Source organism: Pseudomonas sp. P7759 (genome assembly GCF_013386445.1).
Taxonomy (GTDB): domain Bacteria; phylum Pseudomonadota; class Gammaproteobacteria; order Pseudomonadales; family Pseudomonadaceae; genus Aquipseudomonas; species Aquipseudomonas azotoformans_A.
In genome coordinates, this window is the sequence record NZ_JACART010000006.1 from 209101 (window position 1) to 233541 (window position 24441).

At 59.1% G+C, this 24441-nt stretch carries 34 protein-coding genes; 21 read left to right on the forward strand and 13 right to left on the reverse strand.

Features of this window, described 5'->3' with window-relative positions; translation table 11 throughout:
* Nucleotides 1–275 precede the first annotated feature (275 nt).
* The 10 genes from xerC to HX823_RS06910 form a co-directional block, all read right to left on the reverse strand.
* The gene (xerC, locus tag HX823_RS06870) at nt 276–1424 is read right to left on the reverse strand and encodes a tyrosine recombinase XerC (RefSeq protein WP_177074468.1); all 1149 of its coding nucleotides are present in this window, start codon (nt 1422–1424) and stop codon (nt 276–278) included.
* Nucleotides 1421–1633: a DUF4224 domain-containing protein gene (locus HX823_RS31915; RefSeq protein WP_371317941.1), complete on the reverse strand. Its 213-nt coding sequence runs from the start codon at nt 1631–1633 to the stop codon at nt 1421–1423. The genes xerC and HX823_RS31915 overlap by 4 nt, the downstream gene beginning before the upstream one ends.
* Nucleotides 1630–1863, reverse strand: coding sequence for a hypothetical protein (locus HX823_RS06875; RefSeq protein WP_177074379.1), 234 nt, complete (start codon nt 1861–1863; stop codon nt 1630–1632). The genes HX823_RS31915 and HX823_RS06875 overlap by 4 nt, the downstream gene beginning before the upstream one ends.
* Nucleotides 1864–2137: 274 nt before the next feature.
* Nucleotides 2138–2320 carry a hypothetical protein gene (locus HX823_RS06880; protein ID WP_256350016.1) on the reverse strand — a complete coding sequence of 61 codons (183 nt, stop codon included), beginning with the start codon at nt 2318–2320 and terminating at the stop codon, nt 2138–2140.
* A 140-nt stretch (nt 2321–2460) separates the two neighbouring features.
* Complete coding sequence (locus tag HX823_RS06885; protein WP_177074470.1) at nt 2461–2778, reverse strand: hypothetical protein; 318 nt, start codon at nt 2776–2778, stop codon at nt 2461–2463.
* 21 nt (nt 2779–2799) lie between these two features.
* Nucleotides 2800–5493 (reverse strand): toprim domain-containing protein, encoded by a 2694-nt coding sequence (locus tag HX823_RS06890; protein ID WP_177074471.1) that lies wholly within the window; start codon nt 5491–5493, stop codon nt 2800–2802.
* Nucleotides 5490–5729, reverse strand: coding sequence for a hypothetical protein (locus HX823_RS06895; RefSeq protein WP_177074472.1), 240 nt, complete (start codon nt 5727–5729; stop codon nt 5490–5492). The genes HX823_RS06890 and HX823_RS06895 overlap by 4 nt, the downstream gene beginning before the upstream one ends.
* Nucleotides 5730–5802: 73 nt before the next feature.
* A complete protein-coding gene (locus HX823_RS06900; protein ID WP_177074473.1) occupies nt 5803–6168 on the reverse strand; it encodes a hypothetical protein in 366 nt (121 codons plus the stop codon).
* The gene (locus HX823_RS06905) at nt 6165–6644 is read right to left on the reverse strand and encodes a YmfL family putative regulatory protein (protein WP_305729212.1); all 480 of its coding nucleotides are present in this window, start codon (nt 6642–6644) and stop codon (nt 6165–6167) included. Before HX823_RS06905 ends, HX823_RS06900 begins: the two co-directional genes overlap by 4 nt.
* A 29-nt stretch (nt 6645–6673) precedes the next feature.
* Nucleotides 6674–6886 carry a DNA-binding protein gene (locus tag HX823_RS06910; protein WP_177074475.1) on the reverse strand — a complete coding sequence of 71 codons (213 nt, stop codon included), beginning with the start codon at nt 6884–6886 and terminating at the stop codon, nt 6674–6676.
* Between the two features lie 84 nt (nt 6887–6970).
* Here HX823_RS06910 and HX823_RS06915 point away from each other — a divergent pair, with 84 nt between their 5' ends.
* Both HX823_RS06915 and HX823_RS06920 read left to right on the forward strand, forming a co-directional pair.
* Nucleotides 6971–7321: a helix-turn-helix transcriptional regulator gene (locus HX823_RS06915; protein ID WP_177074476.1), complete on the forward strand. Its 351-nt coding sequence runs from the start codon at nt 6971–6973 to the stop codon at nt 7319–7321.
* 81 nt (nt 7322–7402) lie between these two features.
* The gene (locus tag HX823_RS06920) at nt 7403–7588 is read left to right on the forward strand and encodes a hypothetical protein (RefSeq protein WP_177074477.1); all 186 of its coding nucleotides are present in this window, start codon (nt 7403–7405) and stop codon (nt 7586–7588) included.
* A gap of 38 nt (nt 7589–7626) precedes the next feature.
* On the opposite strand, the gene HX823_RS06925 is transcribed toward HX823_RS06920, so the two are convergent.
* The 3 genes from HX823_RS06925 to HX823_RS06935 all read right to left on the reverse strand — a co-directional run bounded on the left by HX823_RS06925 (nt 7627) and on the right by HX823_RS06935 (nt 10797).
* The gene (locus HX823_RS06925) at nt 7627–7884 is read right to left on the reverse strand and encodes an ogr/Delta-like zinc finger family protein (RefSeq protein ID WP_177074478.1); all 258 of its coding nucleotides are present in this window, start codon (nt 7882–7884) and stop codon (nt 7627–7629) included.
* A gap of 74 nt (nt 7885–7958) precedes the next feature.
* Entirely contained in the window at nt 7959–8828 is an 870-nt protein-coding gene (locus HX823_RS06930; RefSeq protein WP_177074652.1) for a phage portal protein, read from the reverse strand.
* Nucleotides 8740–10797 carry a terminase large subunit domain-containing protein gene (locus tag HX823_RS06935; RefSeq protein ID WP_177074479.1) on the reverse strand — a complete coding sequence of 686 codons (2058 nt, stop codon included), beginning with the start codon at nt 10795–10797 and terminating at the stop codon, nt 8740–8742. Before HX823_RS06935 ends, HX823_RS06930 begins: the two co-directional genes overlap by 89 nt.
* A gap of 162 nt (nt 10798–10959) precedes the next feature.
* Here HX823_RS06935 and HX823_RS06940 point away from each other — a divergent pair, with 162 nt between their 5' ends.
* The 19 genes from HX823_RS06940 (at nt 10960) to HX823_RS07030 (ending at nt 24434) form a co-directional block, all read left to right on the forward strand.
* Nucleotides 10960–11877: a GPO family capsid scaffolding protein gene (locus HX823_RS06940; protein WP_177074480.1), complete on the forward strand. Its 918-nt coding sequence runs from the start codon at nt 10960–10962 to the stop codon at nt 11875–11877.
* A 1-nt stretch (nt 11878) separates the two neighbouring features.
* The gene (locus HX823_RS06945; protein WP_177074481.1) at nt 11879–12898 is read left to right on the forward strand and encodes a phage major capsid protein, P2 family; all 1020 of its coding nucleotides are present in this window, start codon (nt 11879–11881) and stop codon (nt 12896–12898) included.
* Entirely contained in the window at nt 12895–13617 is a 723-nt protein-coding gene (gene gpM / locus HX823_RS06950) for a phage terminase small subunit (RefSeq protein ID WP_177074482.1), read from the forward strand. Before HX823_RS06945 ends, gpM begins: the two co-directional genes overlap by 4 nt.
* 97 nt (nt 13618–13714) lie before the next feature.
* Nucleotides 13715–14176: a head completion/stabilization protein gene (locus HX823_RS06955; RefSeq protein WP_177074483.1), complete on the forward strand. Its 462-nt coding sequence runs from the start codon at nt 13715–13717 to the stop codon at nt 14174–14176.
* Nucleotides 14173–14619 carry a phage tail protein gene (locus tag HX823_RS06960; RefSeq protein ID WP_177074484.1) on the forward strand — a complete coding sequence of 149 codons (447 nt, stop codon included), beginning with the start codon at nt 14173–14175 and terminating at the stop codon, nt 14617–14619. Before HX823_RS06955 ends, HX823_RS06960 begins: the two co-directional genes overlap by 4 nt.
* A complete protein-coding gene (locus HX823_RS06965; protein ID WP_177074485.1) occupies nt 14606–15289 on the forward strand; it encodes a phage virion morphogenesis protein in 684 nt (227 codons plus the stop codon). The genes HX823_RS06960 and HX823_RS06965 overlap by 14 nt, the downstream gene beginning before the upstream one ends.
* 11 nt (nt 15290–15300) lie before the next feature.
* On the forward strand, nt 15301–16416 hold the full coding sequence (locus tag HX823_RS06970) for a DUF2586 domain-containing protein (protein ID WP_177074486.1): 1116 nt from the start codon (nt 15301–15303) through the stop codon (nt 16414–16416).
* A 6-nt stretch (nt 16417–16422) separates the two neighbouring features.
* Nucleotides 16423–16872 (forward strand): phage protein, encoded by a 450-nt coding sequence (locus HX823_RS06975; protein ID WP_068932245.1) that lies wholly within the window; start codon nt 16423–16425, stop codon nt 16870–16872.
* Nucleotides 16872–17084 (forward strand): TraR/DksA family transcriptional regulator, encoded by a 213-nt coding sequence (locus HX823_RS06980; RefSeq protein ID WP_177074487.1) that lies wholly within the window; start codon nt 16872–16874, stop codon nt 17082–17084. The genes HX823_RS06975 and HX823_RS06980 overlap by 1 nt, the downstream gene beginning before the upstream one ends.
* Nucleotides 17081–17287, forward strand: a complete 207-nt coding sequence (locus HX823_RS06985) for a hypothetical protein (RefSeq protein ID WP_177074488.1) — start codon at nt 17081–17083, stop codon at nt 17285–17287. The genes HX823_RS06980 and HX823_RS06985 overlap by 4 nt, the downstream gene beginning before the upstream one ends.
* Entirely contained in the window at nt 17284–17817 is a 534-nt protein-coding gene (locus tag HX823_RS06990; RefSeq protein WP_177074489.1) for a glycoside hydrolase family protein, read from the forward strand. Before HX823_RS06985 ends, HX823_RS06990 begins: the two co-directional genes overlap by 4 nt.
* Before the next feature lie 2 nt (nt 17818–17819).
* Complete coding sequence (locus HX823_RS06995) at nt 17820–18272, forward strand: lysis system i-spanin subunit Rz (protein ID WP_177074653.1); 453 nt, start codon at nt 17820–17822, stop codon at nt 18270–18272.
* Between the two features lie 42 nt (nt 18273–18314).
* Entirely contained in the window at nt 18315–18608 is a 294-nt protein-coding gene (locus tag HX823_RS07000; RefSeq protein WP_177074490.1) for a putative phage tail assembly chaperone, read from the forward strand.
* Nucleotides 18609–18631: 23 nt separating this feature from the next.
* Nucleotides 18632–18772, forward strand: a complete 141-nt coding sequence (locus tag HX823_RS07005; protein WP_371317944.1) for a hypothetical protein — start codon at nt 18632–18634, stop codon at nt 18770–18772.
* 7 nt (nt 18773–18779) lie between these two features.
* Entirely contained in the window at nt 18780–20762 is a 1983-nt protein-coding gene (locus tag HX823_RS07010; protein ID WP_177074491.1) for a phage tail tape measure protein, read from the forward strand.
* Nucleotides 20759–21076 carry a DUF2590 family protein gene (locus HX823_RS07015; RefSeq protein WP_177074492.1) on the forward strand — a complete coding sequence of 106 codons (318 nt, stop codon included), beginning with the start codon at nt 20759–20761 and terminating at the stop codon, nt 21074–21076. The genes HX823_RS07010 and HX823_RS07015 overlap by 4 nt, the downstream gene beginning before the upstream one ends.
* On the forward strand, nt 21073–22248 hold the full coding sequence (locus HX823_RS07020) for a baseplate J/gp47 family protein (RefSeq protein WP_177074493.1): 1176 nt from the start codon (nt 21073–21075) through the stop codon (nt 22246–22248). The genes HX823_RS07015 and HX823_RS07020 overlap by 4 nt, the downstream gene beginning before the upstream one ends.
* Nucleotides 22241–22843, forward strand: coding sequence for a phage tail protein (locus tag HX823_RS07025; RefSeq protein WP_177074494.1), 603 nt, complete (start codon nt 22241–22243; stop codon nt 22841–22843). Before HX823_RS07020 ends, HX823_RS07025 begins: the two co-directional genes overlap by 8 nt.
* Entirely contained in the window at nt 22833–24434 is a 1602-nt protein-coding gene (locus HX823_RS07030) for a phage tail protein (RefSeq protein ID WP_177074495.1), read from the forward strand. Before HX823_RS07025 ends, HX823_RS07030 begins: the two co-directional genes overlap by 11 nt.
* Nucleotides 24435–24441 lie beyond the last annotated feature (7 nt).

Genomic DNA, 24441 nt, shown 5'->3' on the forward strand with positions numbered 1-24441 from the left:
CCTCAGGGAAGGGGGATTTTGTTGGATCCCGACAGAGGGTCCTGGAACGAAAAAACCCGCCAAATGGCGGGTTTTCGGGGCTTCCAGAGCATTCGGTGGAATGCAATGGAGCCTAATGTGGTGCCGGCACCAGGAGTCGAACCCGGGACCTACTGATTACAAGGAAGGTGCTTCAAGCATATAAATCAATTGGTTACGTGATTCCTTATTACGTCCAGACACGCCAAGGCCCGCGTACATGGCGGGCCCTGTGTCGCTTGTTACGTCCAATTTGCTCAGTCTGCAGAAGGGGAGACGGTCGGTATGCTGTGGTCGTAGACGTCCATCATCTTCGCGTCACGGTGGCCGCTGGCTTCCTGTTTATCGGCGCGGGTGCCCACCGTGTCAGTGATGCCGCGTCTTTTCAGGTCGTGAAGCGCGAACCGCTGGTCCGGTGTGATGATGTCGTCTGCCAGAGCCAGGGTGATGAAGCGTTGCCACGCCGTATCCAGGCTTGATTTGCGAAGTGGGCCACCATGGCTGGCCACGATGATGTTGCGGCGTGACGGCGCAATCGGTATCGCGGTTTTGCGCTTGGCCCAAACCTTTGCCCGATAGGCCTTTGCATGATCCCAAGCTTTGCGCAGGCGCGGTGTCCAGCGAACAATGTTGTCCCGACTTCCCTTTCGACGGTTGGTTAGAATTCCGGTGTCCAGCTCGTTTGCGTCGGTCAGGGTTACGACTTCGATTCCGCGCAGCCTGCAAAGATAGGCCAGCTCCATGACGTAACCAAGGTATTCGGGGCAGCCCCCTTTCTCGCCACGTACCAGCAACCCCCGTGCAATCGCCCGATCGATCAGGGTGTCCATGACCTGGTGATCTGGCAGGCGGCGCTGCTTGCGCTCGACCGGGGCTTCAATGCCTAGGGCGGGGTTCACTTCCAGATAACCGCGGTTGCGCCCCCACTGCAACACGCGGCGCAGGTAGCGGAGGGCGTGCGCAGCTTTGGACGGGGTGCCTTCGTCTGCTAGCCGATCGACGATTCGTTGCACCAGGGCAGAACTAAACTTCCGCACAGCCAAATCACCCAGTGGCTTGCCCAATCTGGTGGGCAACGTCAGCAAGACATCACGTGAATAACAGTAGTCATCATGGGTTTTGGGGCTGAGCTTCTTATAGCGATCGCTTTCGTGGAACTGCGCGCAAACGTAGCGAAGCGTGCCACGGTCGACGTTGGACGCCTCGTCCATGATCTGATGCAGATCCGCCAAGGAAACATCTGCCGGCGCAATGTTGCGCCGGCGCTGTTTGCCCGTTTCGTCATAGTGCAGCGTGTACCAGACCTGTCCTTTTCGATGGTCAAAGTAAACGGCCGCTGGGAGAGCGGCCTGATCGATATGGTCGGGAATGTGCGGATTATGCTTCCGCTTCCGTGCTTTTTTCATAGGATGTCGGAGTCGTACCTGTCAGAGCTGGTCGGGGTGACGCCACCGGCATGGTTGACCAAATCGATGGTAGTCCAGGGGCCTGTCCGTCCACGAAATAACCTCACGCCCTGGTCAACAAGCGTCCTCTCTACATCTGATCGACGCTGATAACCAGTTATGTGCTGTAAGTCTTGAAACGTCAAAACGCCGGTCGTAGCTTCTTTCACAGTGCAGCCCTCAAAGCTTGAGCCTGCCGATCGTTGCTGCTTACCAGTTTAGCGGGCGCTGTTTGAATAGATGTAACAGAAGCTCGATCAAGAGTTTCTGTCTCGATGCTGCTGACATCGCTATCACATAGACCATATGCGGAACTGCAGGCATTGGCATCGGTGGCCACCAGCAGCGTTGCGGTACTGTCTTTGCCGCCGCTTACACTGACGATGTTGTGGGTTGTCATAAGGAACGACCTTAAATGGTAAATGCTTTCGGAATATGGCGCCGGCCTGCCCCAGGGCAGGCCGGCTAATCAGGTCAGCGGGAGTAGCGACGTGTTTTAGCCAGCTTTGCGGTTAGCTTCTCCGCCATCAAAGAAGCCCATTCCTCGGTTTTCCGTTGCTGACGTAGCCTGCTGCACCCCTGGTGCCGGCGTGTCGACCGAGCGAAGCCGCAGATATCGCAGATGCTTGGGAGATCTAGTCGCGTGCTAGCCATCGTCGGCCTTGTCCTGGAACTCATACGGATGCTCCGTCGGACGCTAGTGTGGTCAGCAGTTGGGACACAAATGCCGCCTCGTTTACTGTGAGATCACCTTGTAGGTGGGCCATGGTGGTGAATGCCTCCAGACGGATCCGGGCGGCGGGCGTCTTGTGGACCTGATAATCGAAAAGGGCGGTACCGACGATACGGATGGCCATAAGGTGTCGCGCCTCCTGCGTGCCTTCGCCTGGCACTGTGGTAGCCTTGTCGTCGCTGCTACTGTTGGGTTGTGCTTGCATGGTGTTGCCCTCAGTGGTGGTTGGTGCCGGGGAGCTGTAACTCCTCGGTACCGTCCTAATTACCGGCCTTCGCCGGCTGTGGTTGGTTGCACTTGTCTAACCAGGTGAATCACCAGGTTCTCCAACTCGATCACCTCGTCCGTGGCTGACTGCCATTCCAATACCGCCTGGATCTGCTGCCTTGTGCAGTGCAGAACCAGAAGTTCGTTCTCCGTGGCACCACGGACTTCCAGAATCTCGACCAGGCCGGCAGCGCTATATGCCTCGGCGTGTACCAGCTGGCTGGCCTCGCCAATCCACTGCTGCAGCTCCATCATGTGTTTGAGTTGTTTCGTAGCGCCGTCCCGACCTTCGCCGGTGATAATTTGTATGTGCATCGGTGTTGCTCCTGGTGGTGGTCAGTCGCTACGAAACATCCAGCAGCGCACGGTCTTTGCCTTGTCGAACGCGTCCTTAGCCCGTGCCGAGCAAACGGTGCGATTGGTCTCAATGAACTTGGGGCACTTGCTGGTTTTGAGATGTCGTTTGAGTTCGGTCAGATCCGGGACTTTCTGACGCTTGTTCGCGGCCATTTCAGCGAACTCGTTCAGGTTGACTGCAATAAATCCGTCGGCGCGGGAGTGGTTGAGGTCTCCGTCCGGGCCATTGAGGTAGTCGAACAGCTCCCAAAACTCCACAACGACTGAATGGTCGGCGTTGATGGCCAGCTGGCGATCCTTGGCCATGTTCTGGATCTCGGCATGGGCCGCGTTCACCTGGTGTTTTTTCAGCGGGACTACGTGCACTAGGGCGTCGACCAGGGCGTGCAGTTGAGCGTGATTTTTCGCAATCCGAACCGTGCGGATTTCGGGAAGGGCGAGCAGCTGCTGTTCGTACTGGGGGCCCTTCTCGCGGACGGTTTCCATCACCGCGCTTTCCATCATGGTGGACTTCACCAGAAAGCCACTGACGCGATCGACCGGCATGCGTTCCAGCTTTTCCACCAACAGTTTGGTCTGAGGTGTCTGGCCTTCCTTTGTCATTGCGATGTGCACAAGCCGCTGCAGGATGGGTTCTGACGCGTTGACAGCGTGGTTCTGGCCAATGACCACGGCCGCACGGAAAGGCGGTTCCCGGGTGTCATTGCCGTTGTTTTTCACACCAGTGGAGCGGACGCTACGCCCGTTGTAAGCGGTTTTCAGTTCGTCCCAGTCGTACTGTCTGGTCTGGCTGCCGTCGGTCTTTTCCCGCTCGGATTCAATCAGCACCACCGGCAGATTGGCGACCTGGGCGAAGTTACGAGCCCGGGCTACCGGTGTGCCCTTGGTTGGGTCGAAGCCCTCGTAATCGCTACGGCCGCACAGCTTCCACAGGAACTCAATCAAGGTGGATTTGCCGGCACCTGGCTCGCCGATGATCTCCATAAACGGGTAGCTTTTCTGGTGTTGCCGGATTTGCTCGGCAAACAGGGAGCCGAACCAGAAAGCCAGCGCTACCAGGCCCTTGGCGCCGAAGCACTCCCATATGATCTCAAGCCATTCAGTCTCAAACTTCTGCAGGTCGGTGTTCAGGTTGAGGATCACGGACTGGCTCAAGGTTTTGATGCTGAGCCGGTCCATATCGAAAAAGTCTTCCTCGTTGAGCTTGAACACCTTCCCGTCGCGAACGGCCACATCGCCGTAGACGTAGGCCCCGTGTTCACGGGTATACCCAGTGAAATCAATGGTCTGAACGGTTTTCAGAGCGTCGGTTTGCTCTTCAATGAACGCATCCAATTGTTGCGTGGTGCCCGTGAACATCCCGCCTGGCGCAATGCCAAGTAAGCGCTTCTTGAACTCTGCAGACGATGCAATCTGAGAGCTGGTGAAGGTGTTCTTAATAGGCGCGGCGTCGTGTGCAAAGGTGATGCGGAAGTAATACCAGGACTCGTCGGTGAGCTTGTTTTCCTGGTAGTACAGCGCTTTGGGATTGCATGTAGCGATACGCTGCAGGGCGCCGCACTGCTGCATGGCCTTGGCACGCATCTGCTTATTGTTTAATTGCTGCTCGTCGTGGTGTTCGCTGTCTTCAAGTTCCTGGATTGCTTTGTTGTACTTCTCCAAATCGAGCTTGAACCAGTAGAGGCGGTTGCCGAACTCCAGGTGGAATTCGCTACGGCGCTTCCAATCGAACATTACCAGGGCCTTCTCCGTGGCGTTGTCGGCAATCAGCAGCGCGCCGTGGTGGCGGGCAGTGGTGATGTCCTTGTCAAACTGGGTGTCGCGCTTAGCGCCCTCGTCCAGGAACTGCCAACGCTGGTGCAGATCGTTCCAGTCGACCTTTCGGTTATCCCGCTGGGGAATTTGTGCTGCTTCGCAGGTGAACCCCAGTTCACGCGCCATACGCACCCAACGCTTCGTGTAGGCGTGTGCACCTGGCTCGTTGTCCAGTGCCCACACCAGCTTCGGCAAGTTGCCTGGACGGGCTGCCACGATCGCCTGCAGCGAATCGGCCGGGAAGGCATTCGAAGACATAGCCGATACGGCGGCAATATTGTGATGGACCAGGGCGATGGCATCGAAAATGCCTTCAACGATCCAGATTTCCTTCGCTTCCAGCACGTCCACGCACGGCGGGCACCACCACGTGCCCCGGTAGCTTTCACCAGGTGCGAAGCGAGCTTTCATCTTGCCGAACCGTGCGGGCTTGTCGATCAGCCGTTCCCAGTACCCGCCTTTTTCGAGCGCGAATCGCACCGTGGCGCTGCCGGCGTTTTGCTGGGCTGAAAAGTAAGTTTCCTGGGTAAACCAGCCGGCGATCAGCTCGATGTTGAAGCCGCGGCCGAACTCCAGGTAAGCGCGTGCCGTTGCCGTGGGAGCGTTGTCTGTCGCTGGCGCGCGTTTGCTCCAGTCTTCAAATAGATCGTCGTAAATCTCTTTAACATGCAGGGTGTGGCCACACTTCTCCGAACGGCCGCAGATCACCAGCCACGGCTTGTCGTGGCGCGAATACAGCTCGCGCTTATGGCACTTGGGACATTCACCGCCGCGCATGTAATCGGTGCCGCTACGGTGTTTAAGCCCGTAGTCGGACTCAAGCCGCTGCAGGACGTCGTGCCGAAGATCTTCTTTCATGATTGCTTCACTGCTTTAAGGCTTTGGGATAGGGCTGCCATAAGGCGTTTTTGCGCAGCCATTGCCGGGACGTGGGCGAGAATTGCGCCGTGGCGCAGACCGTCCGCAACCAGGCGGAATTGGTCGTCGTACCAATGTTCATTGAGGCTCAAGCGATACTGTTCACGCAGTGCGGCCAGCAACGCTTCGGCCTCGGCCGGGGGCAGTTGAGTGGTGACAGTTACGGCGTTTACCATCGTTAAACCTCGATTTCAGGCGCAGCTCACCCAAACCCACGAAACGTGGGGCCGGCTTTTGGTTGGGGTTGTGTTACGAGTTCGTGAAGCGCAGACGTACGTTGTCAGGAGCGGTCAAGATGCGTTCATAGATGAGGCTGACGGGTACGGACCAGTAGACCCCTTTGATGGGATCCTTGATCACCACGACGGTGGTGTTGCTGTAGTCCAGATCGAGGCGTTGACGGTAAGCGACTTCCTGCAGCTCTAAATGGGCAAGGGAGGTCAGCTTAATTGCAACTGATTCGGATACGTCAAAGGTGGCCACCAGGTGATTGATGGCGCGGTCAAGAAACGCCGACAGATCGCCCAGGTGTTCGGCTTGATGGCGCTCAAGGAAAGCCAGCGCGGCGTTTTGCATGCACTCTTGATAGTCCAAGGTATTGGTCTGAACAGTCATTTGGCATTCCCCGATTTGGCGCGATAGAGGTCGATTGCCGCATACACTTCGGCCGTGCGTGCGGCCATGTGCAAGGTGTGGGCGTTCCGGATCAGTTCGGCTTCGCTATCGTTGATCACCCCATCATCGAGCGCTTGAGCAATGATCTGGTCGACTGTTCCCTGTTTGGCTGAGCTCTGCATGGCCCGAGCGTACATCTCCACGTTATCCAGGCTGTCTGGAAGGGCCACCGGTACGAACATGCCGCCGTACATCCCAGCAACATAGTTGGCCAAGTGATGGGTACCAGTGACTTGTTCCAGCTGGTAGATCTGTGAATCCGTCAGCGGGCGGCAGTTGTTGTTCTCGTAGGCGTGGTTATCAAACTTCTTAAGTGACAGGCCTATACGAGCTGCCGCGCATTCGCGTCCGCCCTCGTAGGTGCAAATAATTGCACTGACTACTTCGCGACGTGTTTTTAGAACCCTGCTTTTCATTTTCTGCTGTTCCCTCAGAGTCGTGGCCATTACTGTGCAATCACGCCGTCTTTGATTCCAAGTAGGACCGCAGCGCGATGCGCCTCCCCTCGGCGGCATTGGCTTTGGCCACTCAGAACCGCATAAACGGTGCTGGGGTTGAGCTGGTGCTGTTTTGCAAAGTCTTTTGCTGACTGACCCCGTTTTTCTAATGCTTCCCGTGCTTGTTGACGGGCTTGCTCGGTAACGCTTGAGTTCGGCATAGTGCAGATCCGTGCAATTTCATGTGGTGTGAGATGCACAATGATGCACTTTGGTGCACTTGTAAATACTAAGGATGAAAAAAAGTGCATCTTTCTGTACAGATTGGTTCTCGGCTGCAAGAAGAAAGGAAGCGATGCGGCATGACGCAGATCCAAGTTGCGCAAGCGTTGGGGATTGCAAAGCGCACACAGGCGAACTATGAGGCTGGATCCAGCGATGCCACTGCGTCGTACCTGAGTAAGGTCGCTGTCCAGTTCGAATTTGACGTGCCTTTCATCCTGACTGGGCGGCGCAGCACAGTGGCCGTTGATTCTTTGGATGAACTGGAAGACCGGATCATTAAGCAATACCGGAGTATCCCGGCAGATGATCAAAGAGCGATTCGGCGTTTTGTAAAAGCGATGGCAGACGACGCGGCCCAAGGGACGACTTAAACAAATACAAAACACATCCAGAAATTTTCTTACCAGCCCCCATAACGCTGCCTTGGAAATGCACTTTATGGAGTAGTGAGCATGTTGGATCGCACAAACGCGGGTGTCTGCCACGTTGAGATGGCAGCACCGGCGCGGTATGAGCTTTCGCATATCGAACGCCGCCTGATTGGGATTTATCGTCAGTTGAGCCAACGTGACCAGGAGCAATTGCGCAGGCTTACCGAGGCGCTGGTAAGCAACCCGGAACAGTCCAACGAAGATTGATCCTTGGGCCGCCGGCGAGTAGAAGTCGGCGGTTTTCATCATGCGACGGCTTGCGATCCAAGCCTTTCAAAAAGCTCGCGTTGCTGGGCCCGAGGCATGTCTCTCAAACGATCAATTAGCATCCGATCAAAGGTCTGGGCTGAGGGGCTTAGCGTGTGGGAAAACGTGAGGTTAGCGACCCAACTGTGTCCGCATTTGGCGTCCAGACACTGGCAGTAGAGTTTCGCAAAGTCAGCGGATAGCACCTCACGTGATGCAATCCTTCCTTTGTGCCCGCACTTACAAGTTACTCTCATCATCCCTCCCCAGGGTGCAGCAAATTGCCACTATGTTCGCATGTGATGCAGGATTATTCCCTGCTGTTGAAACATTAAGTAATGATTTCGCCGGGTGCCTCGGTCGATCTCCAGGTTATTCGCCTGTCTCTGCGTAGCACGTCGTTCACTTGGTTGAACAGCTGACAAATCGGCCTGATCTCGTTGCTCGTATACACGCGATCGATCTTCTCGATGTCACCAAACCCCCCGCTGTTTTCCGGAATGATCCCGGCCAGGGCAGGGTTCATCCGCCAGGCGGCGATAACGTCGTTGCGAGTGATGTTCTTGACCTTCTCCAACTCGTCCTTGGCCTGGAAGTCCCCCACTGGGATGATCTGGATCGCGTTTTCCTTGCCGTTGGGGATGTTGACGAACATCGAGCGGAAGTTGCCCACGCCCTTACTGGCGCTGATCTGGGCGCGCAGGTTTTCTTCGTCCTCCTCGGTCAAGTCCGGGTCGTTGGTGTAGAAGATGTAACCCGCGTGCGCGCCGTTGCTGTAGTAGCGCCGGCGGAATAGGGTCGCGGCTTCGTTGAGCAACAGTGCCTGCAGGCCGCCCAGGTAATCGGGCACACCGTAAATGTTCTGTTCCACGTCATAGTCCAGGACGTGTTCGATTTCGTCCTGGTCGAAGTCCATGAACTTGCTATCGGGCAGCAGCATCCTGAAGCCGCCGTCGACCTTCACCCGCATGTTGATCGCCGGCAGGTGCTGCATCTCCAGCACTTCGCCGAAGGCGTTGGTATCGCGATAGAAATACGCCTCGCCAAACACCATGTAATCCAGGCTCGCCCGCCCCATGGTCTGCGTGCTGCAGCCCTCGGAAGGAATGAATTCACGCAGCAGCAGGTTGCGCTTGAACTTGGGAATGGCGCCGTGGTGCGCGTTGGCGCGCAGCAGCTTGGCCAAGCCCGCCCGCGACACTGGTGGTTTGTAGATCTCGCCGTCGTCGCTGAGAAACACGCCCAGGTACTCGCCGATGTTGCCTGACAGCACCTGTTCGGGCTCCCCGAAGGTGAACGCTCTCATGGGCTGTGGCTGTCGCGCCTGTTGGCTGGTTTGGGGCTTTTTGTGTCGTGACTTGGGCATTGGTTCCGCTCGTGACATAGCGGCTACGGCGCCGCTTGTTGGTGTTGAGGGGTTCATTGAACAGGGCGTGCATGATCGACCAAGCGATATCGGCGTGACCGGTGGCGTCTGTTCGCGAAGCGCTGTAGGTGACCTGGCCGCTGGTGGTGGTGCCTCGCTTGATGGTCAGGAACGCCTGGGCGATATCGGTCCAGCCGGCGTCCCATTCGATGCGGCTGCCCTGGATCGTGTCCTGGGCCTTGAGTACCAGAGTATTTTTTGTTTCAAGGCTGTAATGGATCGCGGTCGCACGCGGGTAGAAGTCGCGCACCAGGTCAAACACGCCGTAGCCGATACCGGTCGTGTCGATGCCGATGTGCTGCACGTTGAAGCGCTCTGTAAGTTTCTTGACCTGATCAGCCTGATATTTGAACGATTGCCCACGCCAGCTGTGCTTTTCCAGGATGCGGAATTTCGCTCCAGGCTCCAGCGGCGGGGCGACCACCACGCATGTGGCGTCGTCGCGGGTACGGCTCGGATCGTACCCAAGCCAAACAGGGCTGTTGCCGAAAGGGCGATCCAGTTCCGGATCGAAGTCCTCCCACAACGAAAGGTCGGAATAGCAGCGCTCCAGATCCTTGAGACCGAACGCGCTCTGGCTGCTGTCGATGAATTTGCAGTAGAACAACTGCTGGAATTTGTCTTCGTCGTACTCCAGCTGCAGTTGCTCCAGGTCGAACAGATCGCAGCCGCCATCGATCGCATCCTGGATGGTGATGGTCTTGCGCCACTGTCCGTCGGGGCACAGCGCGCCTTGGGTATAGGCCGCTTCGACGGGCCATGTGCCCCCGGCCTTCTTACCGCGCTTGCTGTTGCGGAATTCCTCGCCTGACCAGAACGGGTAGGCCTGGTGTGATACCGCGCTGGGCGTCGAAAAATAGGTTTTGCGCCACTTCTTGTGTGTGCCCATGGCGCTGGCCACGGTGCTGAGTTTTTCGAAGTCACGGATCCAGAAGTATTCATCGACGTAGACGTGGCCGTGGTAGCCCTGGGCGGTGCTGCTGTTGGTCGACAGGAAGCGCAGTTCGGCGCCGTTGCTGAGCGTGATCGGGTTGCCGGTCAGCTCAATGTCAAACCACTGTTTGGCAAACTGGATGATGTAGCTGCGGAAAATTTCAGACTGTGAGCGGCTGGCCGACAGGAACACCTGGTTGTCGCCAGTCAGCACCGCATCCATGAACGCTTCGCCAGCGAAGTAGTAGGTCAGACCAACTTGGCGGCTTTTGAGGATGTTACGGATCCGGCTCGTCAGCGGGTTTTGCTTTGCCGCGAACAGCTCCTGCTGATAGCGGTACATCTTGCTGATGAACTTATCCAGGAAGTCGACTTCGGTCAGCCCGCTGATGTCGTTCTTGGCTTTCTTTTCCTTTTTCCTGTCACCGCCTTCGCCACGGCTAGAGCGTTCCCCACGCGGTCGCCTGCGCGGTTCCTGGGGCTCGCCCTGATCGTCGCCGTTCGATGCCGGCACCGGTGCGGGCTTTGCCGCTTGTTTCAGCAGGCGTTCGCGAACAGCGGTCAGGCGGTCCAGTTCGTTGAGGTCGTCTTTGGACAGGCTACCAACCTTGTCCAGGAGCAGGGTGATCCGCCGGCCGACGGCGGTCAGTGGCTCTTCGTCCGACAGCATGTCTTCCCACCCGCCCTGGCGGATCCAGTAGTAGACGATGCGGATGTTGGGCAGGTTGAGCTGCGCCTGAATTTCCTTGGCCTTACAGCGGCGCAGAAACAGACGTTTAGCGGCTTCTTTAACTTCGGTCGAGTAGTACATGGGCCGCAGTCTATGCGGCGAAAACGCTGGAAACGCGGGGTTAAATTCCGTGATCCACCTATATCGCGATTATAGGAGAAACGCGCATTTGAACCGTTTGTTTGAGGGCTGATGGCTCCCTATCTTGGCGGCTCATTCAGCGATTGAGCGCAGTTATCGTCCATGCCCCGTTCCCTTGTTTCGTTCTGGAAACGTGTCGCCACCAGCGGCATCACCGCCGATGGTCGCGAGATCCTTCCCCAGGAGCTGCGCGACATCGCTGAAACCTACAAGCCTTCGAAATACACCGCTGTGATCTGGTGCGAACACCAGCGTTCGGAAGGCTCCTTCGGGACCGTATACGCGGTGCGTCTGGTTGAAGAAGGCGACGACCTGGAGGAAGGGCAGATCGCCCTGGAGGCCCAGCTCAAGCCCAACGATCGATTGCTGTATCTGAATGACCAGGGGCAGAAGCTGTTCACCAGCATTGAGATTTGGCCGAATTTTGCAGGTACCGGCAAATCCTACCTGACCGGTCTTGCGGTCACCGACACCCCTTCGAGCCTTGGCACCCAGGAACTGTACTTCTCCCGCCGAACCAACAAAGCCACGTATTACGCCGCTTCCGTTGAACTGGGCGCCTTTGAGGAGGAGCCCCAAGGCGAAATGGGCAAGCTGATTGGTTTGCTCACTGGTTTTTTCAAGCGCTTCGCGACGGACGCTGAGTCCGTCGAACCCACCACCCCAACAGAGACCCAACCCCCTATGGATGAAGCTACCGCAACGGCCCTTAAGGCCCTGCTGGCTCAACTGCTGATTGTCGCTGCCGGCATTCAAGCTGTGATTGAGCCCGTCGCCGAAGAAGCTCCCGAGCCAGAGCCTGAGCCGATCGATGACGTGCAAGCTGCCGTCGACGGCATTGTCACCACTGCCGAAGAAGATCGTGAGTTCAGCCGTAAGGGCGGGGCTACGAATAAGGCGTTGTTGGCGAGCATGGCCGCGCTGGAAAAGCGTTTCACTGCGCTGCAGAACACGTCCTCCGGTCGCCAGTTGCCACGCAACCCAGGCCCGGTAAACACCCCTCGACGCAAGGTGCTTTGACATGGCCCAGCCATTAAGCGCCCGTGGCGCCAAACAGTACGCCGAGCTGCAGGATGCGATTGCCGAAGCCTACGGCATCGAAAATTCGACCCGCATGTTCAGTGTGGACCCAACGATTGCCCAGGAGCTGAACGACGCGATCACCGCGAAGGCCGACTTCCTGGAGCGCATCAACGTCACCCCGGTCAGCGAGATCAAGGGTGAAAAGGTCTTCATCGGCGTGAATGGCCCGGTCACCGGCCGCACCAACACCAAGACCACCGACCGCGAAGCCAAGGATGCGTCTGCGTTGGACAACAGCACCTACGAGCTGGCTGATACCCAGTCGGACGTGGGCCTGCCGTACGCCAAGATCGACGCCTGGGCGAAGTTCCCCGACTTCAAAGAGCGCTATTCCGCTGCTGTGCAAAAGCGTATTGCCCAGGACCGAATCGTTATCGGTTTCCACGGCACCCGCGCTGCAACGCAGACCGACCTGGCAGCGAATCCGAAGCTGCAGGACGTGAACAAGGGCTGGCTGCAGCAACTGCGCGAGCAGGCCCCGCAGCAGGTGCTGAAAGAGGGCGCCACTGCCGGCAAGGTAACGCTGGGTGCTGGTGGTGACTACGCCAACCTGGATGCCCTGGTTCACGACACCAAGCAAATGGTGGACGAGATCCTGCGCGAAGACGGTGACCTGGTCGCGATCATCGGTACCGACTTGCTCGCTGCTGACAAAGCCAAGCTGTACACCAAGCAGGGCGACACGCCAACCGAGAAGGAGCGTATTGAAAACGCCCAGGTCATTGCCACCTACGGCGGTCTGCCGGCGTTCAGCGTGCCGAACTTCCCGGTCAACGCGGTGCTGGTCACCAGTTGGGACAACCTCTCGATCTACTACCAGGACACCAGCTGGCGCAAGCAGACGATCGAGAATCCGAAACGCTCCCGCGTCGAGGACTACAACAGCCGCAACGAAGGCTACGTGATCGAGCAGCTGGAAAAGATCGCCCTGACCGAAAACGTGGAGCTGTTGGCGTGAGCCTGGCCCTTGCGCACAAGCGCCGCGTCCTGGCCTTGGGCAGCACTGCAGTAGCGGCACTCGCCGCTACTGCAGGCATGGCCTACACCCCGGGCGATGCCCTAAGCAGCCCGGCCAATGCGCGCAAGCACCTGCTGCTGCAGGAAGCGGCGTTGGACTTGGACCTGGCCCGCCTGAGTGACCTCAAAAACCTGGCCAGCAAACAGTCGCTTAAGCGCGAAGAACTGCTGCCCAAGTACCAGGAATACGTCCAGCGCTATTGCGAATCGGGGCTGAACTTCCCGAACCGCGTTGCTGTGCAGGTCATGGTCTGGCTGTTCGACACGACCCAGTTCGAAGACGCCCTGGAGCTGGCCGACTTTCTTATGGAGCAAGGCCAGCAGATGCCGGAGCGCTTCAAGCGCGACATCCAGACGTTTGTGGCTGACGCCGTGTGTGAGTGGGCCTACGCCGAGTACAACGCCAAGCGCAGCCCGGAGCCGTACCTGTCCGACCTACTGCCGCTGGTTGATGGCGTGTGGAATCTGACGGAGCAGATCCCCAGCAAGTACCACAAGTTGATCGGTATGCGCGCCATGGAGGCCGAGCAGTGGGAAGTCGCGCTCAAGCATTTGGAGCGCTCCACCGAGCTGTACGCCCAGGCAGGCAATGACACCCGCATCAAAAAGGTCCGCAAGACCCTGGCAAAACAAGCGGCCGCTAACCCGACCACCGAATAACCGACTACCCCCCCAGCGGGGACCTGTGGAAGTGAGCCGCCCATTTATGGACCGTCCCACTGAAAACAGGCTCCCCGCCCTATTTGAGCGGCCAGCAATGAGCTTTTCCGGGAAACCCACCACCTTTGTGGAACAGACGATTGAGAACGACGGCTTTTGGCCCGACCTCTCCGTGTCCGAATTCCAGAAGGAACAACGCCTGCCGGCGGAGTACCTGGTAGAGCTGCTGGCCGACGCATTGAACACTGCAATGGTTGAGGTCAATACGGACTTGGCCAAGTGCAAAGCCCGCTGGCAAGCCAACGGCGTCACGCGTGTCGAGTCCGCGGATTCCACGGTGCTGCCTGAGCGCGCCTTCCAGGTGAGGTTGTACAAGCGCGCGGTGTACTGCCGCGCCAAAGGTAACGCGCTGCCGCAGTTCCCCACCGTGACCCGCCGCGAAAGCGCCGAGAACACCGGCAAAGAAGCCCCCGAGCGTGCGGAAACCTTCCTAGCTTTCAGCCAGCAGGCCGTCCGCGCCCTGCAGGGCCGTGGGCGCATCACGGCGGCGTTGTTGTGATCAAGCTCAAGGCATTGACTGCCTACTTGATCGATCGCCGCTTGGTCGAGCCTGAGCAGCTCGACAGCTGGACCGACCAAGTCAATCTAGAGCTGATCTGGAAGCCCGACGTTGACGGCATGCACATGGGTGACATGCGCTATATCGCCACGATTGCCCTGGAGCGTTTCGCCGATCACCCAGGGCGCCTGATGGCGCTGGTCGGAAGCTGGCTTGAAACCAATGACCAGGCCCGCGACGAGTTACCAGGGGCAAAGTTCGAAATCACGATGCTGGACAACGATCTGGCGGACGTGGACATCACCCTGGAGTTCGTCGAGCCGCAGTACCTGGCCGAAGACCCTGCCGGCGAGATCGAGGCTTTCGGCAAGCTCTGGTCATTTGTCCCATTCGATCTGTGGGTTGCGCAGCACGGCGAGGTCTCCAGCCATGGCCGGCCGTAGCACCTTTGAGCTGGATGCACGGGGCTACCTGGGCGTCCGTGAGCAGTTGGCCCTGCTGAGTCTGTCGCCGCAGTTACGCCGGCGTTTGCTGAATAACGTGACCAAGCGCGTGCGGACCATGAGCCGCAAGCGGGTCAGAGATCAGCAGAACCTGGACGGTTCGCCTTTCGCCGCACGCAAAGGCGACACCAAGGGCAAAAAGAAGATGGAAGCGGGCCTGGCCAAGCTGATGCAGGTCACGCGTGTGAGCCCGGATGAAGCCGTGCTGGGTTGGCGCAACGCCCTGACAAGTTGGGTCGCCGCGCAGCAGCACAACGGGGCCAGCGAGCGTCGTACCGCCGCGCAGATGCGCAAGTGGAACAACGTGGCCCCTGGCTTGGCGGCGACCGACAAACAGGCAAAGCGGCTGCGTCGCCTCGGTTTCAAGGTACGCCAGGCGGGGAAAAAGGCCCTGACCAGGCCCTCGGTGGCCTGGATTAAAGAGCATGTGAATTACGCCAAGGCGGGCTTACTCATTCGCATCCTGGACGACGAAAAGAAAGAAGGCACCGGCGCCCAAAGCTGGGAAATAACCCTGCCAAAACGCCAGTTCATTGGGGTCAGCACCGAGCGCGATACCGGCTTGCTGCTGAACCAGGTGCTGCAACAAATCCTTAATTCACCCCGCTAGCGAGGCACTGCATGGCACTCGGACAAGTCAGCGTTAACAATCTCAATCTGGGCCAGGGTGCCGTGACGGAGATCGAGCGCTATTTTCTCTTTATCGGTCCGGCCAGCAAAAGCGTTGGCCAACTGATCGCGTTGAACACCCAAAGCGATTTGGACGGCGCGCTGGGCGTCGCGGCCAGTGACCTGAAAACCCAGATCACAGCGGCGCGACTGAATGGCGGTGACCGCTGGGCCTGTATTGCTGCTCCCATTGGTGCAGACGGCAAATGGTCGGACGCGTTGGCAAAGGCCCAGCAACAAGGCTTTTCGGTGGAGGCGATTGTGATCACCAAGCCGGTTGCCACCGGTGCCGAACTGACGGCAATGCACGACGCGGCCATCGAACTGAACAACGTGTATGGCCGCCGTGCTTTCGTCATGGCAGCCACTGGCGGCCTGTCTGGACCTCTCACCTGGAACCAGTACCTGGTCGAGCAGAAGGCGATCACCAAAGACCTTTCCGCACCGCGTGTGTTGGTGGTGCCCCAGTTGCACGGTAATGACCAGGGCGTTCTTGCCGGTCGCCTGGCTAACTCGGCGGTAAGCGTCGCCGACAGCCCTATGCGTGTGGCCACCGGCTCACTGCTGGGATTGGGCGCTGTGCCTGTAGATAGCGAGGGTGTGCCGCTGCCGTCCTCGATCCGAGCCGAGCTGGACAAGGCCAGATTCTCTGTATCCCAGACCTATCCCGATTATCCGGGCGTGTACTGGGGCGACGGCAACATGCTGGATGCGCCGGCGAGTGACTTCCAAGTGGTCGAGTACTTGCGCCTGGCTGACAAGGCCGCTCGCCAGGTCCGGCCGCTGCTGATCCGCCGTGTGGCTGATCGTCGCTTGAACAACACACCCAACAGCATGGCCGCTGCAATCAGCGCCTTTATGAAGCCGCTGCGCGTGATGGCCAAGTCCACCGTGTTCGCCGGCGAGGTGTTCCCGGGCGAGATCGAATCCCCGAAAGACGGCGACATTCAGCTGGTCTGGCACACCAAAACCAAGGTTGAGGTGTACATCAAGATCAGGCCCCTTAATTGCCCGAAAGACCTCACGGCGAACATCGCCCTGGACCTCTCCAACGACGATTCGGAGTAATCCCGTATGTCCCGTATTGGCGGTAAAAACTTCGACATCAACCTGGGCGATCTGCAGATCCATGTTGAAAGCTGCACCCTGGATATCACCGACAACACCGCCGTGGCGCAATCCCGGGGTGTGCCCAACGGGCACGTCGACGGCGATGTGTCGTGCAGCGGCGAATTCGAATTCGACACCAGCAACTTCAACCTGCTGATTGAAGCCGCCCGCAGTGCCGGCAGTTTCCGCCAGTTGGAACCGTTCGACTCGGTGTTCTTTGCCAAGGCCGGCGACGAAGAGCTGCGCATTGAGGCCTTCGGCTGCAAGTTGAAGGTCTCCAGCCTGCTGAGCGTCGATCCCAAGGGCGGCGAGAAGTCAAAGCACAAGGTGCCTTTTGACGTCACCAGCCCGGACTTTATCCGCGTCAACGGCGTGCCATACCTGGCTGCTGCAGAGATCGAGGGCCTGCGCTAATGGTTTGCCCGTTCGACCGCGCTCAAGCATTGGAACAACGCCAGCGTGATCAGGCGATCGCCGCCCAACTGGCGCGCACGCGGCCGATCGGGCCCAGCCTGACCCACTGTGAAGACTGTGATCAATCGATCCCGGAAAAACGCCAGGCGCTGGGCGGTATGACCCGCTGCGTGCCGTGCCAAACAATTTTTGAGAAAGAGGTTCTGCGATGAGCGCGAATCAGGTCGCCCAGGACACCGCCGTTGCCTTGGCCAAGGCGTCGCCGGCAATAGGTGTGGCCGCCACAGGTGTAACGGGCGCCGTCGATTGGTCGGCGGTCGCTTACATGCTGACCGCGCTTTACATGGTGCTGCAGATCCTTCTACTGGTTCCCAAGTATCGCCAGATGCTACTCGACTGGAAGGGCAAGTCGTGAGCCTGCGCGCCAAGATCGCCACCGGCGCGCTGGTGCTGGTCAGCGCGCCTTTGCTCGCATTCCTGGGCAAGTGGGAAGGCAACGGCCAGAACGTTGTATATGCCGACAAGTTGGCCCGTGGCCTGCCCACGGTGTGCAAGGGCATTACTCGTTACACCAGTCCGTATCCGCTGATCGTCGGTGACTACTGGTCGCCGGAGCGCTGCGCCGAGGTGGAGCAGCTGGTGGTCGAGAAAGGCCAACTGGCGCTGGCTGACTGCCTGACCAATCCAGCGATCGGGCAGAAGACCTTCGACTCCCTGAGCAGCCATGGTCACAACTTCGGCGTACCCAGCACCTGTGCCAGTCGCGCCGTTGGCTTGATCAATGCCGGCAAGATCGCCGAAGGCTGCAAGGCGCTCGCATGGGGCCCCGACGGCAAGAGCCCGGTGTGGTCGTCGGTCACTGACGCCCAGGGCCGCAAGCGCTTTGTGCCCGGGCTCCATGCTCGCCGGCGGGCCGAATCCGCGATGTGTGCGGAGGGGCTATGACCATGCGCGATGCGCTTTTTCTACTACTGATTTGCCTGTCGGTTTGGGTTGGTTATGACCGTATCGCCGGTCAGCGCGATCAGGCGCGCTCTGAACGTGACGCCGCCCTGTTCGAGGCGACAGGCCTGCGCGAAGCGGCCCGTATCAGCGGCGAGATGCTGGCCGACCGTGACGCAATCGATCTTAAACGAACCCTGGAGCTTGACCATGAACGCGCTTCAAACCTTGAGCGGCGTCGTGCTGTTGACGATGGCCGTCAGCGGCTGCGCGTCAAAGCCACCTGCAGCGCCGCTGGCGCCGAAAAAGCCAGCGCCGGCGGCGTGGCTGATGCAAGCACCGCCGAACTCGCAACAGACGCTCGACCGGATTATTTCACCCTCAGAGATCAGCTTGCCCTCAGTCAAAAAATGATCCTGGGCCTGCAGGACTACGTGCACCAGGTGTGCCTGCGCTGACCTGAAAACCCCTTCAAACCCACCACCATAACGGACACGAACATGAGCCAGATCCAAGCCCGCGAAATCACCCTGGAAGTCGGCGTAAAGGAATTCACCTTCACCCTGACGCCCCAGGACGTGACCAAGTACTTCAATGCCATGACCGCCAATAACAAGGTCGCACCGTCCTTCAATCTGCTGAGCAGCACCGTGTTGCCAGCGGAAAAGACCGAACTGCGCGAGGTGTTGGCCAACCCCGTGATGACCATGCAAATCGCCGGCGCTCTGCTGGAGGAATACGCGCCTGACGTCGAGATCATCGTAAAAAAGCCCTTGAGCACGCTGACCGCCTGACCGAGGACGGCTTGGGCCAGTTACTGGCCCTGACCACCCGATGGCTACCCGGCGCCGAGCCCAGTATCGAGAACATGGGCACGGCCAAGTGGCTGGATGACGAATATTGGAAACGCATGGAATTTGCCGTCGCAAGCGGCATTGCCCATGCGTTGAACGGATAGGAACCACATGGCCGATCGTAGCGCCCGCTTGGACTTTATCCTGGCCCTGACCGACAAGGTAACCGCGCCCCTGGGCAAGGTGAAGATGGGCTTTTCCGAGCTGACCGAGCAAAGCGAAAAGAACATCAAGACCATGGGCCTTGGCCTGGGCGGTGTGACGGGCGCTTTTGTCGGCATCAATCAGGCGCTGCAGCCCGCGCTGGAGATGAACCGCGCCCTGGGCGAGGTCAAATCCTTGGGCGTGGCCGAAGACGCGCTGACCGCGCTGAATCAAAAGGCCCTGGAGTTCTCGGTGAACTATGGCGAGAACGCCCGGGATTTTGTTGCGTCGGCGTACAGCATTGAGGGCGCTATCAAGGGCCTGACGGGCAGTCAACTGGCCACCTTCACGAACACCAGCAACCTGTTGGCCAAGGCCACCAAATCCGACGCCGAGACCATGGGCGCCTACGTGGGCACCATGTACAACCTGTTCAAGGGCCAGGCCGACGCAATGGGCAAGGGCGAATGGGTTGAAAAGCTTGGCGGGCAGACCGCCCTGGCGGTGCAGCTGTTCCGCACCGACGGCGCCCAGCTCAAGGACGCCTTCAAGGAAGTGGGCTCGATCGCCACGGCCGCCGGCGTCGATATCGCCGAGCAGTTCGCGGTGATTGGCTCGCTGAGCAGCACCATGGAAGGCGGCGACGCCGGTGGGCGCTACAAGGCGTTCTTTGAAAACCTTGGCGCTGCGTCCGAAAAAATGGGCATGAAATTCACCGACTCAAACGGCAAAGCGCTGCCCATGCTGCAGATCATGGACAAGCTGCAGGGCAAACTTGGCGACCTCACCAGTGCGTCGGCCAGCGCCAAGCTGATGGAAGCTTTTGGCGGGGAGGGCGCCCAGGTGATTGGCGCCCTGGCCAAGGACACGGATCGCCTGCGCAACGGCATGGACAAGCTGGGCAAGGTGCGCGGTCTGGAAGATGCGAAGAACATGACCATGGCCATGGTTGACCCGTGGCAACAGTTTGGGGCAGCGGTCGAAGGGCTGCGTATTGCCTTTGGCCAGGTGCTGATTCCGATCCTTACACCGCTGATGGCCAAGCTGTCCGGCATCGCCGGCACCATGACCCGCTGGACGCAGATGTTCCCCAACATCACCCGGCTGATCGGCATTGTCACGCTAACGATCCTGGCCCTGATTGCCGTCATGTCGTTGCTGACCTTCGCCGTCGGCGCTGGCCGCATGGCCTGGCTTGCAATGGTCACTGTCTGGAAAGTGGTGCAGATGATCAGTTTGCGCACCACCGCCGTGTTCCTGGTGCAGAAGCTCTTGATGTTGACCTACATCGCCGTGGTTTATGGCCTAACCGCCGCGCTTGGCCTGGTTCGAGGCGTGATGCTGTTGTGGCAGGGCGCGATCTGGTTGGTCAACGCCGCAATGTGGGCCAACCCCGTTTTGCTCATTGTAGGGGGCATCGTGGCGCTGATTGCTGTCGTCGCTTTGGCGATTGTCTATTGGGATGAGTGGACGACCGCCCTGATGAACAGCGAGGCGTTCAAGTGGGTCAGCGACCAGCTGACCGCCCTGTCGGACTGGTTCGCCTCAATGGGCGGCTGGTCTGGGATGGCCAAGGCTGCGTGGGACGGGATCGTCGCGATCTTTCACACGGCGATCAACAACCTGATCGAGATGCTCAACAAGATCCCCGGAGTCGACATTGAAACCCGCTTTGGAGCGATGCCCGAGGTGCCCGGTACCGACATTGGCGCCAACACGGTGGACAGTGCTGCAGCGGCGCAGCGCGCCCAGCAGACCATCAACGCGGCGATTCCAAGCCTGTCGCCGGTGCGGCCAACCGCCGTGCCACCTGGTGGGCTGCTTACCAGCATCCAGAACACCAGCAATCAGAACAAGGGCACTCATGTTGAGAACGTAAACATCCACACCGCCAAGCCAATGACCCAATTGGAGTTGGAAAACATGGTGGCGATGGGGGTAGGAGGGTGAGCCTCTATATCGATCTGCTGATCACCAATAACGACTTGACCCTGGACCCGTCGAGCCAGCCGCTGCTGGTGGACGATCGGGCGAGTATCGCCCAGGACATCGCCCACATGATCCGCGAAAGCGGGCTGCTGGTGACCCTCGTCGCTGAGCGCGACCGCTTCCGCCAGGCCGACTGCATCCAGCAGCTGGAGCTGCTGGTGGAGGCCGATGTTCGTCTGGTGCCGGGGACGGCGCAGATCCTGATCGAGGGAAAAGGGCAGTACCTGGTGACTGCGAAAACTGTTGAATTTGGCTCTGTCGAGGTAGTGCTGTGAGTGACGTAGATTTTAAACAAGCGCTGAACGATGCCGGAATTCCAACCACTGAAGCCAAGCTGCGTGCGGCCTGGGAAAAAGAAGTGCTGGCCCAGGGCAGCAAACTGAGCAACACCAGTACCTGGTCGCCGTTTTGGCGGTTGATCACCGCCCTGGTGACCAAGCCGGTTATGTGGCTGATTGAGTTCATCGCCGGCACAGTGCTGCCTAACTTCTTCGTGAAGACCGCCAAAGATGCCTGGCTGGATATGCTCGCCTGGGCGGTGAACGTCACGCGCAAACCGCCGACCTTTGCTGAGGGTAACTTGCTGTTTACGCGTAGTGCCTTGGCCGGCGTCCTGGAGATTCCCGCCGGCACCCGCGTCCAGTCGATTGCCATCAACGGCAACGTGTACGAGTTGGCAACGATCGCGGCGGTCAGCTTTATCGACGGTGAATCGCAGATAAACGTCTTGGCCCGGGCAAAGGCTGCTGGCAGCGGCTTCAACCTTGCACCTGGTTACTTTTCAATCCTGCCCGAGCCGGTGCCCGGAGTCGTCCAGGTGGTCAACGCTGACGGTTGGCTTACTCAACCTGGTGCAGATAAAGAGCATGACGACGACCTGCGTTTACGGGTGCGAAATCAATTTTCGGCCGTGAACCAATGGCACACCGATGCAGTGTATCGGGCGATGATCGCGTCCTTCCCAGGCGTGCAGCCTGACGGCGTTTATTTTGAACACAATGCGCCCCGGGGCCCAGGCAGCGCGAACGCCTATGTCCTGTTCGAAGCTGACTCGCCCTCAGAAACCTACCTGGCGTCGATCAACAGCTATATCCGCGATCAGGGCAACCATGGCCACGGCGACGATCTGCTGGTGATGGAGATGCCCGCCACGCAGCACACAGTCAAATTGACGGTTTGGCTAAAGGCGGGAGTCGGTGCCGAGCGCACGCCGGCGCTGCTGGCCGACGTGGAGTTGTTCATCCGTGCTGCCTTTCGCGAAAGCACGGCCGTCGACTACCAGCCAACGCTGACCTACCCACAGTCGCGGTTTTCATTCAGCCGGCTGGGCGAGGAACTGCACCTGCAGTTTCCCGGTATCGACTCTTTGGACTTCGATAACGTCGACATCGTTTCGCAGCTGAACATTCCGCGCCTGGCCGACGTCGTGGTGGTGGCGAATGCTTAAGCTCGGCTTGCCCTTCTGGCTCGATGGCCCTGAGCTGACGAAGCTCAAAGCTGCCGCCCAGTCCTGGTGGAACAAGGTCGAGGTGTGGGTCAACTGGCCTTTGCTGCAGATGGACGCAGAAACCTGCCATTTGACGGTCCTCGACCTGTTGGCGTGGCAGCGCGACATCCAGCGCTTCCACACCGAGCCGGAAAAGCTCTACCGACTGCGCGTCAAATACGCCTTCATCAACGCCGTCGATGCCGGCAGCACCGCCGGGATGATCCGGATTTTCGAGCGCCTAGGCGTGGGTTATGTCGAGATCCAAGAGCGTGTCGCTGATCTTGATTGGGACATTGTGCTGCTGCATCTATCCGACGCCCAACTGAGCGACAACCCCGAGCTGCTGCGCGTCCTGATGCAGCAATACGGGCGCACGTGCCGACGTTATGAGTTCGTGACGATCACGCCAGTCAGCCTGGGCATGCGCATTGCCGACTTCAACGACGACCAACAAACCCTTATCGCCAAGCTTGACGACAGCGCCAGCCGCCTGGTCGTGATCAACGAGCTGGCAATTATCACTGACCCTACCGGGAGCGCTCATGGCAGCTAGCATCACCTTCGCCGGCGAAAGCCTTAAAGCCCAAAAGCAGGCCGCTCAAGAGGTGCTGGAAATTGCCCGCTTTGTGTTGGCCAACGTTCCAGGACTCAATCCATCGGCGCCGATCAATCGTGCCGCTGGTAAGCCGCCCGCGTCCCAGATCGTGTACACCTCCGGTTATACCCGTAAGGGCTACGTCCAACCCAACCAGGTGATCTACAGCCTGATGATGGGTTCTGACATTGGTGATTGGGACTTCAACTGGATCGGCCTGGAAACTGCCGAGGGTGTTCTGTTTGCGGTCTCGACCGTGCCCCTGCAGCAGAAGCGCAAGAACATTCCGCCGCAGCAGATCGGCAACAACGTCACGCGCAATATTCTGCTGGAGTTCAACGGCGCCCAGGCACTGACCGGGATAACCGTCGACGCAAGTACCTGGCAGCACGACTTCACTATCCGTTTCGCCGGCGTCGATCAACGCGAGCGGCTGAGCAATCTGGACGTTTTCGGGCGTGCGTGCTTCCTGGCCAGCGGCCTGCAGATGGAACGGAGCTTTGGCCTGTACCAGCTCAAACCCGGCTTGGCCTATGTCCAGGGCGTGCGGATCGATCTGGCTGAACCTGTCCAGGTGCAGTTGCCGGCGTTACCGGTCAACGTCTGGTTGGACGTGTCCCTGGCCCGATCGGCCAGTGATGTGGTGGCCACGTGGAAAGTGGTGTTTGGTCAGACGAAGCCCGACTACACCGACAGCAACGGTATCGCGCATTTTGTGGTGCCGTTGGCCAGCGTGGCCACGTCCGGCGAAATTACCGACTTGCGTGCCAGCCAGCCCATCACCGCCGACCTGGTGCGGTACTTCGCCGCCCGCGACGGTGACTATGAAAACCTGCGCGCACGAGCAACGACCAAGGACGACGTGGACCTGGGCGAGCTGCCTAATGCCAAGAGCGATGACCCTGGTACTGACAGCAGCGACATCCTGGCCACAACCAAGTGCGCACGTAAAGCCGCTCAAGAGGCTGTTCGGGGCCTTGTCGGGGTGTTGGGTTATTTCTTCCGAACCACTGCGCCGGCGGGCTGGCTGAAAGCGAACGGGGCGGCCGTATCAAGAACTGCCTACGCCAGTCTTTTTGCCGAGATCGGTACAACTTTCGGCGTCGGCGACGGTTTGACCACCTTCAACCTGCCGGACGTGCGCGGCGAGTTTGTCCGGGGCTTGGATGACGGGCGCGGCGTTGACATTGGCCGTGCCCTAAATGCCGCCCAAGGCGACGACAACAAGGCCCACGGGCACACCGGCACCATCTCATCCGAAGCCCACAGCCACACGCTGACGGGATCAGCGGCGTCTGGTGGTGCCCACACCCATGATGTGGTTGCCAATGGTGGCCAGTACGCGTCTGAGACCCAGCCTTACGGGGTCTACCGAGGCAACGGGGTTACTTCTGTGGACAAAACCGCCATTGCCTGCTCTGGCGCGCATACGCACACCGTCACGGGCAACACCAACAGCGTGTCGCACAGCCACACCCTGACCATCAACAGCACCGGCACCGAGTCGCGCCCGCGCAACATCGCGGCGCTCGGCTGCATCAAGTACTGAGGCCCGC

Bases quoted from the DNA above. Each gene is read 5' to 3' on its own strand.
- xerC (WP_177074468.1), bottom strand. From the start codon at position 1,424: ATGAAAAAAGCACGGAAGCGGAAGCATAATCCGCACATTCCCGACCAT.
- HX823_RS06875 (WP_177074379.1), bottom strand. From the start codon at position 1,863: ATGACAACCCACAACATCGTCAGTGTAAGCGGCGGCAAAGACAGTACC.
- HX823_RS06880 (WP_256350016.1), bottom strand. From the start codon at position 2,320: ATGGCCATCCGTATCGTCGGTACCGCCCTTTTCGATTATCAGGTCCAC.
- HX823_RS06885 (WP_177074470.1), bottom strand. From the start codon at position 2,778: ATGCACATACAAATTATCACCGGCGAAGGTCGGGACGGCGCTACGAAA.
- HX823_RS06890 (WP_177074471.1), bottom strand. From the start codon at position 5,493: ATGAAAGAAGATCTTCGGCACGACGTCCTGCAGCGGCTTGAGTCCGAC.
- HX823_RS06895 (WP_177074472.1), bottom strand. From the start codon at position 5,729: ATGGTAAACGCCGTAACTGTCACCACTCAACTGCCCCCGGCCGAGGCC.
- HX823_RS06900 (WP_177074473.1), bottom strand. From the start codon at position 6,168: ATGACTGTTCAGACCAATACCTTGGACTATCAAGAGTGCATGCAAAAC.
- HX823_RS06905 (WP_305729212.1), bottom strand. From the start codon at position 6,644: ATGAAAAGCAGGGTTCTAAAAACACGTCGCGAAGTAGTCAGTGCAATT.
- HX823_RS06910 (WP_177074475.1), bottom strand. From the start codon at position 6,886: ATGCCGAACTCAAGCGTTACCGAGCAAGCCCGTCAACAAGCACGGGAA.
- HX823_RS06920 (WP_177074477.1), top strand. From the start codon at position 7,403: ATGTTGGATCGCACAAACGCGGGTGTCTGCCACGTTGAGATGGCAGCA.
- HX823_RS06925 (WP_177074478.1), bottom strand. From the start codon at position 7,884: ATGAGAGTAACTTGTAAGTGCGGGCACAAAGGAAGGATTGCATCACGT.
- HX823_RS06935 (WP_177074479.1), bottom strand. From the start codon at position 10,797: ATGTACTACTCGACCGAAGTTAAAGAAGCCGCTAAACGTCTGTTTCTG.
- HX823_RS06940 (WP_177074480.1), top strand. From the start codon at position 10,960: ATGCCCCGTTCCCTTGTTTCGTTCTGGAAACGTGTCGCCACCAGCGGC.
- HX823_RS06945 (WP_177074481.1), top strand. From the start codon at position 11,879: ATGGCCCAGCCATTAAGCGCCCGTGGCGCCAAACAGTACGCCGAGCTG.
- HX823_RS06955 (WP_177074483.1), top strand. From the start codon at position 13,715: ATGAGCTTTTCCGGGAAACCCACCACCTTTGTGGAACAGACGATTGAG.
- HX823_RS06965 (WP_177074485.1), top strand. From the start codon at position 14,606: ATGGCCGGCCGTAGCACCTTTGAGCTGGATGCACGGGGCTACCTGGGC.
- HX823_RS06970 (WP_177074486.1), top strand. From the start codon at position 15,301: ATGGCACTCGGACAAGTCAGCGTTAACAATCTCAATCTGGGCCAGGGT.
- HX823_RS06975 (WP_068932245.1), top strand. From the start codon at position 16,423: ATGTCCCGTATTGGCGGTAAAAACTTCGACATCAACCTGGGCGATCTG.
- HX823_RS06980 (WP_177074487.1), top strand. From the start codon at position 16,872: ATGGTTTGCCCGTTCGACCGCGCTCAAGCATTGGAACAACGCCAGCGT.
- HX823_RS06985 (WP_177074488.1), top strand. From the start codon at position 17,081: ATGAGCGCGAATCAGGTCGCCCAGGACACCGCCGTTGCCTTGGCCAAG.
- HX823_RS06995 (WP_177074653.1), top strand. From the start codon at position 17,820: ATGCGCGATGCGCTTTTTCTACTACTGATTTGCCTGTCGGTTTGGGTT.
- HX823_RS07000 (WP_177074490.1), top strand. From the start codon at position 18,315: ATGAGCCAGATCCAAGCCCGCGAAATCACCCTGGAAGTCGGCGTAAAG.
- HX823_RS07010 (WP_177074491.1), top strand. From the start codon at position 18,780: ATGGCCGATCGTAGCGCCCGCTTGGACTTTATCCTGGCCCTGACCGAC.
- HX823_RS07025 (WP_177074494.1), top strand. From the start codon at position 22,241: ATGCTTAAGCTCGGCTTGCCCTTCTGGCTCGATGGCCCTGAGCTGACG.
- HX823_RS07030 (WP_177074495.1), top strand. From the start codon at position 22,833: ATGGCAGCTAGCATCACCTTCGCCGGCGAAAGCCTTAAAGCCCAAAAG.